This window comes from Mesorhizobium sp. M2A.F.Ca.ET.046.03.2.1 (assembly GCF_003952425.1).
Classification (GTDB): Bacteria; Pseudomonadota; Alphaproteobacteria; order Rhizobiales; family Rhizobiaceae; genus Mesorhizobium.
Map to the genome: position 1 here is coordinate 7,048,205 of NZ_CP034449.1, position 14,222 is coordinate 7,062,426.

The window sequence follows — 14,222 nt, forward strand, 5'->3', positions numbered from 1 at the left end:
TGAGCGCCAATGGCGAACTACTCGGCCCAGGCAAGCTCGCCCAGATGACGACGGACCCAGTTCATCTCTTCAGAAGCCGTGCGCCCAAAATGCCGCTTGAAGTCGCGGCTGAACTGAGCCGCGCTCGCATAGCCGACCGAAGCCGCGGCCTGAGCGATCGTGCCCTTGCGCGCGATCATCAGTCTTGCCTCGTGCAGCCGCATGGCTTTCACGTACTGCATCGGGCTGCTTCCGGTCATCTCCCTGAAATGGACGTGGTAGGAAGGCACGCTCATGCCTGCTTCTCTCGCCAGATCGGCGACCGAGATTTCGCAGCTGTAGTTTTCCCGCAGCCATGCAAGGCTCCGCACGATCCTTCCCGACCTGCCCCTTTGCTGCAAGGCTGCGATCATTGCGCCGCCTTGCGGGCCGATCAGCACCCGGTAATGCAGCTCGCGCAGGAGGCTTGATCCAAGAACGGCGGTCTCAGCAGGACTGCGAAGCGCCTTCAAGAGGCGCAGCAGCACATCCTCAATATCGGCCTCCATCCTGCTCGATGTGAGGCTTTGCGGCCTGTCGCTTCCCATTGCGGAATGCGTCTCCAGCAGCGCGGCAATCTCGGCCGCCAGCCGCATGTCGAACGCGACATAAACGGCAAGCAGCGGGCGATCGGGACTGGCCGTTGACTCCATCCGAAACGGAACCGGCACCGACACCGCCAGATAGTGTTCTTCGTCGTAGAGGTAGACCTCCTGTTCGAGGATGCCTCGCTTGCTTCCCTGCAGGACGAACACCGCGCCCGGTTCATAAAGCACCGGGACGTCATGGAGCGCGGCCTCCGTCCGAAGCACCCGTACGCTCTCGATCGCGGTGGCATTGTATCCAATGCGTTCGGCCAGAGTTCCGGCAAGCTCGACCAGTTCCCGTTTTCGTCCAGGGTCTGCTTCGATAGGATTTGGCAAGGAATTCATAGAAACCGCAATCCAGGTGACCGCCGCACCATACTATTTGCCAAGGCGCACTCCATCAACAAGGACCCCAGACCATGGCGAAAAAGACCTTCTTCATCACCGGCGCCAATTCCGGCTTTGGCCTCGCCATCGCTTCCGCCGCAATCCAAACAGGCCATACGGTCATTGGCACCGTACGGTTCGAGACGTCACGCGCGGCACTCGGCAGATCCCTGCCCGCGATGCGGACGGTCATGTGCGATGTCACGGAGTTCGACCGCGTGCCGGACGTCGTCGCGCAGGCGGAGAAGGAGCACGGGCCCGTCGATGTCCTGATCAACAATGCCGGCTATGGCCACGAAGGGGTGCTTGAAGAGTCGCCGCTCGAAGAGATGCGGCGTCAGTTCGACGTGAACGTCTTCGGAGCCGTGGCGGTCGCCAAGGCTTTTCTTCCGAAGTTCCGCGAGCGACGCCGTGGCTTCATCGTCAATGTCACCTCGATGGGCGGCATGATCACGATGCCGGGCATTGCTTACTATTGCGGCAGCAAGTTCGCGCTCCAGGGCATATCGGAGGTGATGCGTTCGGAAATGGCCCCGTTTGGCGTTCGCGTCACGGCCGTCTGCCCCGGTTCATTCCGGACGGACTGGGCCGGGCGCTCCATGGTCCGGACCGAAAGGTCTATCGCGGATTATGACGCGCTGTTCGACCCGATCCGGGAAGCCCGGCTGACGAAAAGCGGCAAGCAGCTTGGCGATCCGGACAAGCTCGCAACGGCCGTATTGGCTTTGGTGGAATCCGAAGCTCCGCCGCCGCAGCTTCTGCTTGGCAGCGACGCCCTCAAGCTCGTGTCCGAGCGTATCGAACGCTTGCAGCAGGAGATCGAAGCCTGGAGGGCCGTAACCATCTCGACCGATGGCTGAATGAGCGCGGGAATAACCCGCCGCATTGCCTTTCCGCCCCGGCTCGCTCCATAGTCGGGTCAATGCTTGACGCGATTGCGAGTCACTGGTCGACGCTAATCCTGATCCTCTCGCTGGCGATGGCGGCGGTCGGCATCGTGCACGCCATCATGACCAAGGAGGACGTGCGCGCCGCCACCGGCTGGGTGGGCGTGATGCTTTTGTCGCCTTTCCTCGGCGCGATCATCTACGCCATTGCCGGCATCAACCGCATCCGCCGCGCGACGATCAGCGCGATGCGGCCGGTTTCACCCGAGGCGGCCGCCGCCAGGCACGACCGCGACGTCGCGCTCGAAGCCCTGATCAACGCCGAATTCGGCCAGCGCTTCACCGGGTTGAAGACGCTTGGCGACAGGGTGGCGCGGCGTCCGCTGACATCCGGAAACACCATCGCCGTGCTCAAGACCGGCGACGAGGCCTATACGGCGATGTGCCGGGCAATTGATGCCGCGCAAAGAAGCGTCCTGCTCGAAACCTATATTTTCGACAATGATGCGGTCGGGGCGCTTTTCGTCCAGTCGCTCGGCAACGCCGTCAAGCGCGGCGTCACTGTCCGCGTGCTGATCGACGCCGTCGGCGTGCGCTATTCGGTGCCGAGCATCCTGAAACAACTCAGGGAGGTCGACGTCATCGTCGACCTCTTCAACGGCAACATCGTGATGGGCCTGAGGCTTCCCTATGCCAATCTGAGGACGCACAGGAAGATCCTGATCGTCGACGGCGCGGTGGCGTTCACGGGAGGCATGAACATCCGCAAGGGATTCTCCGCCGAATTCGCCGGTTCCGAAAGTTCGCGGGATACGCATTTCGAGGTCACCGGGCCGGTTGTGGCCGACCTGTTCTCGGTTGCGGCCGAGGACTGGCGCTTTGCCGGCAACGAGGCCCTGAAGGACGGGCCCTGGCAGGTCGAGCGCGCCGCGCCGCCGCCCGGGCAGCCGGTGCTGGTGCGCGCGGTGGCGACCGGGCCGGACGCCTCCAACGAAACCAACCTCAAGCTTTTGATGGGCGCTTTTTCGGTCGCCCGCAAGTCGATCCGCATCATGTCGCCCTATTTCCTGCCGGACCGGGAGTTCATCAGCGCGCTGACCACGGCTGGCCGCCGCGGCGTCGAAATCGACATCGTCGTGCCGGCGGTGAACAATCTTTTCCTCGTCGATCATGCGATGACGGCGCAGTTCGACCAGGTGCTGAAGCATTATTGCCGGGTCTGGCGCCACGAGGGCTCGTTCGATCATTCCAAGCTGATGGCGATCGACGGCGTGTGGGCCTATGTCGGCTCCTCCAATCTGGACGCGCGCTCGCTGAGGCTGAATTTCGAGATCGACATGGAAGTCCTGGACAAAAACTTCGCCGCCGAGATCGACGCCCGCATCGCGGCCGCCATCTCGACCGCCCAGCCGGTGACGCTGCAGACGCTGAATGCAAGACCATTCGTAGTCCGCGTCTTCGACCGTTTGCTGTGGCTGGGATCGCCCTATCTTTAGAGCAGGAAATCGAGCAGCAGGATCATGGAGATAGACGACATCAAGGGACGCAGCCTGCCGGGGACCGTGCTCCTGTCGATCCGCGCCAGGAACGCGCGCAAGGCGAAGGCGACGCCGCGCAAGCGAGTCAACGACACTGAAATTGTCGTCGCCTCCTACAACGTCCACAAATGCATCGGCACGGACCGCAGGTTCGACCCTGACAGGACGGCCCGCGTCATCCGCGAGATCAGCCCCGATGTGATCGCCCTGCAAGAAGCCGACAATCGCTTCGGCGACAGGGCCGGGCTGCTCGATCTCGCTCGCCTGGAACTGGAGACGGGACTCGTGCCGGTGCCGGTCTCGGGCAACGGCAAGGGGCATGGCTGGCGCGGCAATGTGCTCCTGTTCAAACGCGGCACCGTACGCGACGTCCACCAACTCAAGCTGCCGGGACTGGAGCCGCGCGGCGCGCTGGTCGCCGAGATCGATCTTGACGAGAAACGGTCGCTGCGCGTGATCGCCGCCCATCTCGGCCTTTTGCGCCGCTCGCGCTCCGAACAGGCCCGGGTCGTGCTCGACATCATGAGCAGCGCCGATGAAAGGCCGACGCTGCTGCTCGGCGACCTCAACGAATGGCGGCTCGGCAACCGCTCGGCGCTGAACACACTGCACACGACCTTCGGGCCGACGCCGCCGGCGGTGCCGACCTTCCCGTCGGGCCTGCCGGTGCTGGCGCTCGACCGCATCATGGGCAATCGGCACGGTTTGGTTTCAGGCGTCGAGGCGCATGACACGCCGCTGTCGCGCGTCGCCTCCGACCATCTGCCGCTGACGGCTTTCGTGCATCTGTAGATTGCCGCCGACGACGGTCAGCCGGTATACGGCGAAGCTTCGTCTCAGAACTTCCAGTTGAAGTCCGCCCCGCACGGACTGGTCGGAGAGACCCGAGCCGAACTGGACGCCATAGGAGACACCGAGGGTCGCGGCCGGCGTCAAGTTCAAGTCGAGGCCGGCTTCCACCACCGCCGCATCGCGTGCGATGGGCGCGCCGGCGATCGTGAAGGGGGAGCCGCCGGCAAGGGCGAGGCGGCGCCGATGTTCAGCGCGCCGGACCCCGTGCTGTCCACCGTCACAGTGCCATTTGTGTCGGGACTGATACCAACATAGCCATCAATACTGCTGACCGCGCCGCCGTTCTGGACCGTCGGGGTGCCGGTGTCGTGCAGCCGGATCACTGCCTGCGACCTGCCGTTTGCGCCGCTGTGGGCGGAGACCATCCTTGCGCACCACCTCTCCTGACGGAACCCTGACGCGATCCTAACGATCGACGAGACGCTCGCCGGCCTTTCCCAAGCGCTCGGCTGACGCCTCTTTCACTAAGGACATCGCGGGATCTTCGGCGAGGCTTGTCGTGCCGCTCGGAGCCAACCCACCAAAAAATCGACTCCGATTCGCCAGGACAAGACAAGGGGATCAACGGCCGATGCAAAGCAATGAAAGAGTTGCCACCGAAGTCCTGGGCGAAGACGGCAGGCGATACCTGGAGACGATCGAAAAATGCCGGAAGATCGGCCAGCCCTACATGATCGGTTTCTCGCCTGATCACCTCTGGGGGCTGGCGCTGGTGATGTGCGCCGCCACACTCTGGGCGACCGTGGGTGTCGCAAGCAGGTTTGTCCCGCATGAAATCGCAATGCCGGACGAGGTCTACGGATTCGTCCGCACGGCTATTGCCGGGCCCGCCATACTCCTGGTGGCGCGGGTAACAGGCGGCACCCGCAGGGTTAAGGCCAGCGCGGGCAGCTTTTCGGGATTTCTCCTGTTCGGCATTTCCTGCGCCACCTTCCAGGTCTGCCTGTTCCGCAGCTTCACGCTGCTGGGAGTGACGATAACGGTCTTTCTGACGGTTTGCTTGCCACCGGTCATCGCCGTCTTCTGGTCACTGAGGAAGCTTGGCGAACCCATATCGCGGCAGGTCGTGCTTCCCCTTGCGATCTCGATCGCAGGCCTCGTCACTTTCGTAAGTGTCGATACGGCATCGGAACAACCGCTCGACCTTCTATTGGGCCTTGCTCTGTCGCTGCTGGCATCTGCGGCCTTCGTCGTGATGACCAATGCCGCTCGCTCGCTTTCCGTTGCCTATTCGCCGAACCTTGTTTCGGGCCTTGGCCTGATCATCGCATCGCTGGTTCTCGCACCCGTGGCCATGATAGTCGCTCCAGGCGGTCTCACGCATTTCGGCGCGGCCATGGGGGACTGGCGAAGCATCTCGGTTCTGATCTATCTCGGTTTAGGGCCGACAGCTCTCGCCTATGTCTGCTACTGCGCGGGCATGGCGCGGTGCCGCTCCGCGGTGACTGGACTCGTCGCATCGATGATCGAGCCTGCGGTTGCCGCCGGACTGGCATTCCTGTTCCTGGACGAAACTCTCACGGCTTGGCAGGCACTCGGGTGTTTCATGTTGCTGACGGCAATGGTGGCACTTTGGCTGGACAAGCAAAGAACCTGAGCAATTCCTGAAAAAATGTGACGGGTCTTCCGCCCGGAATTGCTCTAAATCGCGTCGCGCTGAACCGGATCCAGGCGAGGCGTTTTAAGTCTTTGTTTGATGCATGTCGTACGCCCAAAACCGCTGCGCACGTTTGGGCGACAGGCATTAGGAAGCGGGGAGGCCGGCTTTCGAAAGCATTTCAAGAAACCGCGAGTGGTGGCCGTCCCTCAAATAGCGCGGCATGAACCCGGGAGCGACATTGCCGAGGTTGAGATGCGGGAGTTGTGACAGGCAGTGGTGGATGGCCCGTGACGCTTCTTCATCATTTCCCGTCGCCGCGGCAGTTGCCGCCCAAAAAAGCGCGCCGCGCAGGAATCCCGGCTTTGTCCTGACTACCTTGCGGGCGACCTCGAGCGCCCGCCGGTCGTCTCCGCCCGCGAACAACGCCATGACCATGCCGTGGTGGCGCCAGAAGTCGATGACGTCATGCGCTCCAAGGCGGATCGCCTCGTTTGCCGCGCGGACCGCCTCGCCGACCTGTCCGCGCAAGGCGAAGAGCATCGCAATATCGCCGTGGCTGCTGGGATAGCTCGGGTTGAGACTGATTGCGTGCTGGCATTGCACGATCGCCTCGTCGATCCGGCCATCGCATTCGTAGGCGAATGACAGGATGCAGCGGGCAATTTCGTCATCGGGTACGGCTCTTACCGAGTCTTCGGCAAGCTCGATCGCACGGTCGATATGCTCCTGCTCGCGAGGCAGAGCACCGAACGCAACACCCATGGTCGTCGCGATGGACAGCGTCCGTTTCGCGCGAACGTTGTCGGGCGCCAGCAAAAGAGCCTTTTCGGCGAGATCCTTCGAGACCAGGAGCGAGTCCCGCGTCATCTCGAAGTATTTCATCAGGGCTTCGTTCACCAGCCGGCGCACTTCTGGAGGACCAGGCGGGCTCTTGTCGCGAACCTTCCAGTTGGTCAATTGAAGCTCAAGGCTGACTGCCAGCACGACCGACTGCGCGATCCTGTCCTGGAAAGCGAGCGCGTTCTCCGAGTGGTCGTCGAATTTCTGCGCCCAGACATTGCGTCCATCAGCGGCGTCGACAAGCTGGATGTTCACCCTGAGCTCGTGTCCGGACCTCTGGATGCTGCCCTTGAGCGTATAGCGCGCCCGCACGCCAGCCGGCGCCCTCGGTTCCTCGCCGTTTTTCTCGAGGGCCGAAAGCACGATATAGTCGGCCACCTCTGAAAGCGCCGTGGTGATATCGTGAACGAGACCCTTGGCGAAGAAGTCGTCACCACGCTGTCCTGTCAGATTGACGATGTCGGCCACGACGATGGATGGGCGTCCCGAGCGCTGACCGGCGATAGCTCCATTGGCCGTCTGAAGGTTTGATGATGGCTCGGTGGAGGAAAGCAGCGATTGCCAGAGCGCTCGCGTCTCCGCGCTGACGTCGACACCGAACTCCTTCCTCAAGACGCTTCTGCAAGTCTCGAAGGTCCGCAACGCCTTGTCGCGCTGACCGCATGCAAGCAGCAGTTCCATCTTCAGCCGATAGGATTCCTCCCGCGTCGGCTCCATGGACACCATTCGATCAGCAACAGCCAAGCCGCTTTCGGCGTCCACGAGACGGGCGAGCTTTTCCAGCGACTGAAGCGCGCGGCTCTGCAGCCTTTCGCGTTCGGACGCCGCCCAATCGTCGAAAACGTTGGTGCCGACATGAAAGCCGTCGAGAAACGGTCCACTGTAGAGAGTCAACGCAGCCTGGAGTTCCGAGGCCGAACGGGCCGACAGGCCGGTTTCAAACTCGTCGACATCGACCCGCACCGCTTCCGGCCTCAGACCGATCAGGTCCTTGTGGGAATAGATGATATCCAAGCCGTGTCGCGCCAGATCCCGGCGCAGGACGCTGAGCGTTTGCCGCAGGCTGTTGCGCGAGTGTCCACTGTCGCTGTCGGTCCATAGATAATCGGCCAGCCGCTCGCGCGGCGCCGCCATGCCCGGACAGCGAGCCAGATATGCAAGAATTGCGGGGCCGCGCTTACCGGTGAGCCAAATTGTGCCGCCAGCCTCCTTTTCAAGCTGGAAACCGCCGAAAAGCAAAATCCGACTTGCAGCACGGCTTTCCGCATTTTGCATTGCTCAACGGCTCCCCAGCCTATTGAAATTCTAACTCAAAACTAACGCCTCGCAAGCTCCAGCGCGACGCCACCCAAGCGTTACCGTGACGCACTTCATTTAGACGCTGCTGAATTAACGGTAACTCAACCAGCAGCGTGGTTCCGGCCCAGGGGTGCGGCGAATGTCGAAGGTCACGGCCAATCTGCTGCTTCTGTTTGCGGCCGCGCTTTGGGGCTTCGGAAACGTGGCGCAAAAGACGGTGCTCGATCATCTCGACGCACTGAGCGCAGTCGGGCTGCGCTGCTTGATCGGCGGGCTGCTGGTGCTGCCCTTTGTCCTGACGGAAAGGCGAGCGCCGGCCGATTCCGCACATTCCTCCAGCGTGGCCCGGGTGGTCGTGCTGTTTGCCATCTCCATCATGCTGCAACAGCTCTGCTATCTCGGCGCCAGCGTCACCAATGCAAGCTTCTTCGTAAGCACGGCAACGGTGATCACGCCGCTGGCCGCCTGGCTGCTCATGGGTGAACGTCCGAAGGCAGGTCTCGTCGCCGCCGCCGGATCCACGGTGATGGGCTGCCTGCTGTTGTCGGGCGGGATTACCGGTTTCGGCGCCGGCGACCTCACCGCCCTCCTCTCGGCGGGCTGCTATGCGCTGTGGACGGTCGAGCTCGGGCGCCACATGCATACCTATGCGCGCCCCTTCACGGCCGCCGCGGCGCAGTTCCTTGCCGCCGCCGCGATAGCCCTGCCGCTCGGGGCGGTGCAAGGCAATCTGTCATTGTCGGCGGCTTCCGAGGCCGGTCCCGAACTGGTGGTGCTCGGGGTTTTCTCGACCGCGGCCGCCTTCGGCATCCAGACTGCCGCCCTGCGTTTCACTTCGGCCAGCCACGCCGCGGTGATCGTCAGCGCGGAAAGCGTGTTCGGCGCCCTGGGCGCGGCGATCTTCCTTGGCGAGCGCTCTTCTGCGGCAGGCGCGCTCGGCGCGGCGATCATCCTCGGATCGATCCTGTCGGTCGCGATGTCGAACCGAACGTCGACGGCGTCCCTGCGAGCCAGTCCGGGCAGAGCCGACGCGGCATTGGCAGCAGGCGCCTGGCCGGTCAGGCGACGCTCATCGTCGTCAATGCAGGTCGGAAGGAGACAATCCGCTGACCTTTCCGGCGACGGCCCACGCCGGTCCCAACGACCGAGACCGCGTTGCATGGAAAACGACCTGTATCGAGATGGAGGGTAAGATGGTGGACGGTCTTCACAGGACACCGGGCTCCGACGGCAAAGGGGCAAGGCGTGCGCTTTCATTGGCGATGCTGGCGACACTGCCAGCCGCGGTCCTTTGGGGACCTGCCGCAGACGCAACCAACATAGATCCGCCGTCGATGCAGGTTGACGTCGCCGTCGTCTTCGCGGTGGACTTCTCCTCTTCGATTGATCCGAAGATTGCCGACCTGCAGCGTGAGGGCCATGCCGAAGCGCTCACCTCGCCGGAAATCATCCGCGCCATCTCGCAGAACTATATCGGTTGCATCGGCGTGGCCTATTTCGAATGGTCGAGCCCCGGTCGCTCGCGCACCGTGCTGCCATGGACGCGCATCTGCGGACTGGACGATGCTAAGGCCGCCGCGTCGGTGATCAGCAATACAGGCGACACCGGCCATATGCGGCGAGGCAGGGGTGGAACTTCGGTTTCAACGGCAATCGATGTCGGAGGCCTTCTGCTCGACGAGTTCCCCGGGACCGCCATGAAGAAGGTGATCGACATCTCTTCCAATGGCGAGAACAATGACGGGCTGCCCGTCCAGCCGAGCCGGGAGAACGCGATCGCCAAGGGCTACACGATCAACGCGATCGCCATACCGGCGGATGACGAGGACCCCCGCCAGCCGCTGGCCTCCTACTTTGCCCAATCTGTCATCGGCGGTTCACAAGCCTTCGTGATGTCACCGAAGCAACCGCACGATTATGTCACGGCTCTTCGCCGCAAGCTGGTGACGGAAGTGAGCATGAACATCGACACGTATGTTCCGCCGATGGAGGCACAGGCTCTGTCCGCGCCAATAGCCGATCCTCGGTAGGACTGCGCCTCGATGAGGAGGGCTCACTCGTCATACGCGGAAGCGCGGCCAGCGCGCCCTACCCTTCCCTCAGCCAGACCAGCATCTCGCCGGGCTCACGATTGTCCCAGGCGAAATAGGGAACCGCCTTGAGCTTCGTCGCCTCAGTCGCCGGCGGCTCGCGGCGATAGAGATCGGCGCCCCAGCTCTCCGTCTCGGCCCTGCTGCCGATCGCCGAAAGCGTGACGACGCCGCCGAGCAGGTTTGGCTCCTTGTGAGCCTCGAGCCTTGCCTCGCGCGGCAGGGCGATGCGGTGCAGCCCACCGCCATTGTCGGTCTCCTCGACGCAATAGATCAGCGGGCCCCGCGCCAGCGCGACACGACCGATGTCCTGCCGCACCTGCGGGTTGGCGAAGAGGCGCGCCATCGACATTTCAAGGTCGAGCTCGACCTTGTCGCCCTGGCGCCATTCGCGGCGGATCGCGGCGTAACCGTCGACCGTCGCCGCTTCGAGATCGACCAGCTTGCCGTTTACCCGAAGCGCGGCCTTGCGGCACCACACCGGCACGCGCAGGTGAAGCGTGAACGCAACCGGCGCCTCAGGTCCGACCTCGATCGCGACGGCGCCGTCCCAGGGATAGTTGCTGGTCTGGACCAGGGTAACCTGGCGGCCGGCGATCTCGAAACGAGCGCTCGAGTCGCCATAGAGATGGACGGCCAGCGCGTCGTCGGCGAGGCCGTAGAAATAGCTGCCGATCGAGGCCACCATGCGGCCGATATTGGGCGGGCAGCAGGGGCAGCGGTGCCATTTCCAGCGGTGATGGCCACCCCTGCTCTCCAGCGGATTCTCGTAGAAGAACAGCGAGCCGTCGAGCGACAGGCCGGAGATCGAGCCGTTGTACAAGGCCCGTTCCATCATGTCGGCGTAACGCGCGTTCGGCCCCATGCCGAGCATGCGGCTTGCCCAGAACACCAGGCCGACCGAGGCGCAGGTCTCGGCATAGGCTGTCTCGTTGGGCAGGTCATAGTCGCTGGTGAAGCCCTCATTGTGCGCCGACGGCCCAAGGCCGCCGGTGACATAGAGGCTCTTGGTCATGAGATCGTCCCAGAGCCGGTCGAGCGCTACGCGCAGCGTGTCGTCGCCATATTCCGTCGCGATATCGGCCATGCCGGAATAGAGATACATCGCGCGCACCGCGTGGCCGACGACCTTGTCCTGCTCGCGCACCGGCTTGTGCGACTGGTTATACTCGTACGTCTTGAAGTGATAGGCCTTCGGATCGGCGCCGCGGGCGCGCGCCTCCTCGTCGAAATAATGCGGCTGCTGCCCGCGCTGGTCGATGAAATATTTGGCGAGCTCCATGTATTTCTTCTCGCCGGTCGCCCGCGCCAGTTTCACCAGCGCCAGCTCGATCTCCTCATGGCCGCAATACCCCTTTTTCTTGCCGGGCTCGGGGCCGAACATCGAAGCGATGTGGTCGGCATAGCGGCACATGATGTCGAGCAGCTTGCGTTTTCCCGTCGCCTGGAAGTAGGCGACGGCGCCCTCGATCAGATGGCCGGCGCAGTAGAGCTCGTGGCAATCGCGCAAATTGGTCCAGCGCAGACCTGGCTGGATGCGCTGGTACCAGCTGGAGAGGTAGCCGTCCTCCTGCTGCAGCTTGCCGTACATATCGATGACGGCGTCGATCTTCTGCTCCAGCTCCGGGTTGCGGCGGCGGTAGAGCGAATAAGCGGCGGTCTCGATCGTCTTGCCCCAGTCGGAATCCCAGAACATCTGCGTCGTCACCGTCGAGCCGGTGAACTCGGCGCCCTGCCCGTCGGCCTCGTCCGGCGACGGCGAATGGAACGGGATGACGACGCCTGGCGACGGCCGGTCCGGATCGATCTGCTCCAGCATGCGCGCCTCGACGCAGCGGTCATAGAGGATGCCGGCGGTCTTGCTAGCCACCGCGTCGACACGGTCGCCCCAAAAACCGCGCACATCGACCTGCGGCACGGGCAACGGCCGGAAGGCGAGCTTCGGCCTGGCAGTGTCGGTTGTGGCGGCGGGACTCGATGCGGTCATGATTTCACTCCATTCGAATTACTTGACGGCCCCGGCCATGAGGCCGCGGATGTAGAAGCGCTGCAGCGCCAGGAAGAGGATCAGGCAGGGCACCATCATCACCGTGACGCCCGCCTGCACCGCGCCCCAGTCGATGGCGCCGAAGCGGCCGGACTGGAGCGCCGTCATCATCACCGGCAAGGTGAATTTGGACTGGTCGGTCATCAGCACGAGCGCGGCCAGAAACTCGTTCCAGGCGCCGAGGAAGGCGAACAGCGCGATGGTGACAACGCCCGGCCAGACCAAAGGCAGCATCACCTTGACGAGCATGGTGACGTTGTTGGCGCCATCCATGCGCGCCGCCTCCTCGATCTCGCGCGGCACGGCGTCGAAAGCGTTGCGCATCATGAAGATCGAGAAGGGCAGCTGCAGCGTGACATAGACGCAGACCAGCCCGGTCAGAGTATTGTGCAGGCCGAGCCTGGTCAGCACCAGGAAGATCGGCGTCAGGATCGACTGGAACGGGATCATGATCGTCGACAGGATGAGCACGAAGAAGAAATCCCGGAACGGAAAGCGGAAGCGCGAGAAGCCGTAGCCGGCGAGTACGCTGACCAGCACCGACAGCAGCACCGTCATCACCGAGACATAGATGCTGTTCTGCGCCGAGACCCACAACCCGTCGCCGAAGGCGTTCAGCGTCTCGTAATTCTCGACCGAGAAGCCGGTGGTCGGCCAGGGCGGCAGCGGCGGCTGGCGCGCCTCCTGCGCCGGCTTGAAGGTGGAGAGCACCGTCCAGACGATCGGCGCCAGGAACAGCACCGAGGCGATGATGCCGGTGGAATGCCTGGCGAGGCTGAAGGCGGCCTTGCGGTTCTGCGACATCGCCTCGGCCATCAGTCGAGCCCCTCGGGCTTGCGCAGCAGCCAGAGCTGGATGAGGCTGAGCGCCACCAGGATGGCCAGGAGCACCATGGAGAGTGCCGCGCCATAGCCGAGCTTGAACGAGACGAAGGACTGGTTGAAGATCCAGTAGACCGCCGTCAGCGTCTGGTTGCGCGGGCCGCCGCGCAGAATGATGTAGAACTGGTCGAAGGCGAGGATCGAGCCCGCGACCGACAGGATCAGCGCCAGCGCCAGCGTGCGGCGCATCAAGGGCAGCGTGATCGCCCGGAACCTGGCGAACGGCCCTGCCCCGTCGATGACGGCAGCCTCCTGCAGGTCCTGCGGGATCGACTGTAGGCCGGTCATCAGGATGATCATGGTGAAGCCGGCGACCTTCCACACCACCATGGCGATGATCGACCAGAAGGCCGGCTGGAAGGTGGCGAGAAGATTGACCTTCTTTTCGGTCAGGCCGAGGTCGTAAGCGGCCGGGCTGAACAGGCCGGAATCGACGTTGAGCAGCCAGGACCAGAGCAGGCTCGCCGAAGCGAAGCCGACCACCGCCGGCATGAAGAAGGCGGTGCGGTAGAGATTGGTGAGCGGGCGGGGCTTTTCGATGAAGATCGCCAGCGGGAAGGCGACGGCGAAGATCGCGATGGTGACGATCGCCGTGTAATAGAAGGTGAATTTCAGCGCGTTCCAGAACCGCGTGTCGCGCACGATCGCGACATAATTGTCGAGGCCGACGAAGGAATGCTCGCCCATCAGCGGCCAGTTGTTCAGCGACATCCACGCCGTCATGCCGAGCGGGATGACGAAGAAGACGGTGACGAAAGCGACGGCCGGAAGGACGTAGAGAAGGCCAACCCATTGCCGCAGGCTGGCGCTGGTGCGCGAGCGGGCGGGAGCGGATGTGGCGGTGATGGCAGTCATGGCAGCACCTTCCCTTCTCCCCCTGTGGGAGAAGGTGGATCGGCGCGAAGCGCCGAGACGGATGAGGGGTGTTCCAGGAAAAGCCAGCGTCTCACTCCGCTGGAACACCCCTCATCCGTCGCCTTCGGCGACACCTTCTCCCACAAGGGGAGAAGGGGGGCGCGAACCTCGCGGCCCCTCAACCTGGCGATGCTAGTGAGAGTGATTTTTCTCAACGCGTCAGTTCCTGCCGTTCAGCGATGCAACATCCCGGCCGCCCGGCCAGGGAGACGGGGCGGGCGGCCGGTCAGGGCCGTGGCGGCGAAGCGTTGCGCGATCCCCGTCGCCTGTAGGCCCTGGTG

General features: G+C 63.5%; 11 protein-coding genes. 6 read left to right on the forward strand and 5 right to left on the reverse strand.

Going from position 1 to position 14,222, the window contains the following annotated elements; translation table 11 throughout:
* Positions 1-17: 17 nt before the first annotated feature.
* Positions 18-950 carry an AraC family transcriptional regulator gene (locus tag EJ072_RS33920; protein ID WP_126083143.1) on the reverse strand — a complete coding sequence of 311 codons (933 nt, stop codon included), beginning with the start codon at positions 948-950 and terminating at the stop codon, positions 18-20.
* A 74-nt stretch (positions 951-1,024) separates the two neighbouring features.
* Here EJ072_RS33920 and EJ072_RS33925 point away from each other — a divergent pair, with 74 nt between their 5' ends.
* The 4 genes from EJ072_RS33925 to EJ072_RS33940 all read left to right on the forward strand — a co-directional run bounded on the left by EJ072_RS33925 (position 1,025) and on the right by EJ072_RS33940 (position 5,866).
* Complete coding sequence (locus EJ072_RS33925; RefSeq protein WP_126083144.1) at positions 1,025-1,852, forward strand: oxidoreductase; 828 nt, start codon at positions 1,025-1,027, stop codon at positions 1,850-1,852.
* A gap of 62 nt (positions 1,853-1,914) precedes the next feature.
* Complete coding sequence (locus tag EJ072_RS33930) at positions 1,915-3,375, forward strand: phospholipase D-like domain-containing protein (protein WP_126083145.1); 1,461 nt, start codon at positions 1,915-1,917, stop codon at positions 3,373-3,375.
* Between the two features lie 24 nt (positions 3,376-3,399).
* The gene (locus EJ072_RS33935) at positions 3,400-4,209 is read left to right on the forward strand and encodes an endonuclease/exonuclease/phosphatase family protein (protein ID WP_189342586.1); all 810 of its coding nucleotides are present in this window, start codon (positions 3,400-3,402) and stop codon (positions 4,207-4,209) included.
* Positions 4,210-4,840: 631 nt separating this feature from the next.
* On the forward strand, positions 4,841-5,866 hold the full coding sequence (locus EJ072_RS33940; RefSeq protein WP_126083146.1) for a DMT family transporter: 1,026 nt from the start codon (positions 4,841-4,843) through the stop codon (positions 5,864-5,866).
* A 147-nt stretch (positions 5,867-6,013) separates the two neighbouring features.
* On the opposite strand, the gene EJ072_RS33945 is transcribed toward EJ072_RS33940, so the two are convergent.
* Positions 6,014-7,984 carry a BTAD domain-containing putative transcriptional regulator gene (locus tag EJ072_RS33945; RefSeq protein WP_126083147.1) on the reverse strand — a complete coding sequence of 657 codons (1,971 nt, stop codon included), beginning with the start codon at positions 7,982-7,984 and terminating at the stop codon, positions 6,014-6,016.
* 163 nt (positions 7,985-8,147) lie between these two features.
* Between EJ072_RS33945 and EJ072_RS33950 the strand changes: the two genes are divergently transcribed.
* Both EJ072_RS33950 and EJ072_RS33955 read left to right on the forward strand, forming a co-directional pair.
* Positions 8,148-9,200, forward strand: a complete 1,053-nt coding sequence (locus tag EJ072_RS33950; protein ID WP_281061011.1) for a DMT family transporter — start codon at positions 8,148-8,150, stop codon at positions 9,198-9,200.
* Position 9,201: 1 nt separating this feature from the next.
* Positions 9,202-10,038 carry a DUF1194 domain-containing protein gene (locus EJ072_RS33955; RefSeq protein ID WP_189343158.1) on the forward strand — a complete coding sequence of 279 codons (837 nt, stop codon included), beginning with the start codon at positions 9,202-9,204 and terminating at the stop codon, positions 10,036-10,038.
* 58 nt (positions 10,039-10,096) lie between these two features.
* Here the strand turns inward: EJ072_RS33955 and EJ072_RS33960 are convergent, their stop codons facing one another.
* From EJ072_RS33960 to EJ072_RS33970, 3 genes are read right to left on the reverse strand one after another with little or no spacing between them, the layout of a single operon-like run.
* Positions 10,097-12,085, reverse strand: a complete 1,989-nt coding sequence (locus EJ072_RS33960; RefSeq protein ID WP_126083149.1) for a glycoside hydrolase family 127 protein — start codon at positions 12,083-12,085, stop codon at positions 10,097-10,099.
* A gap of 18 nt (positions 12,086-12,103) precedes the next feature.
* Positions 12,104-12,961 carry a carbohydrate ABC transporter permease gene (locus tag EJ072_RS33965; protein ID WP_126083150.1) on the reverse strand — a complete coding sequence of 286 codons (858 nt, stop codon included), beginning with the start codon at positions 12,959-12,961 and terminating at the stop codon, positions 12,104-12,106.
* Positions 12,961-13,881 carry a sugar ABC transporter permease gene (locus EJ072_RS33970; RefSeq protein ID WP_126083151.1) on the reverse strand — a complete coding sequence of 307 codons (921 nt, stop codon included), beginning with the start codon at positions 13,879-13,881 and terminating at the stop codon, positions 12,961-12,963. Before EJ072_RS33970 ends, EJ072_RS33965 begins: the two co-directional genes overlap by 1 nt.
* Between the last annotated feature and the right edge of the window lie 341 nt (positions 13,882-14,222).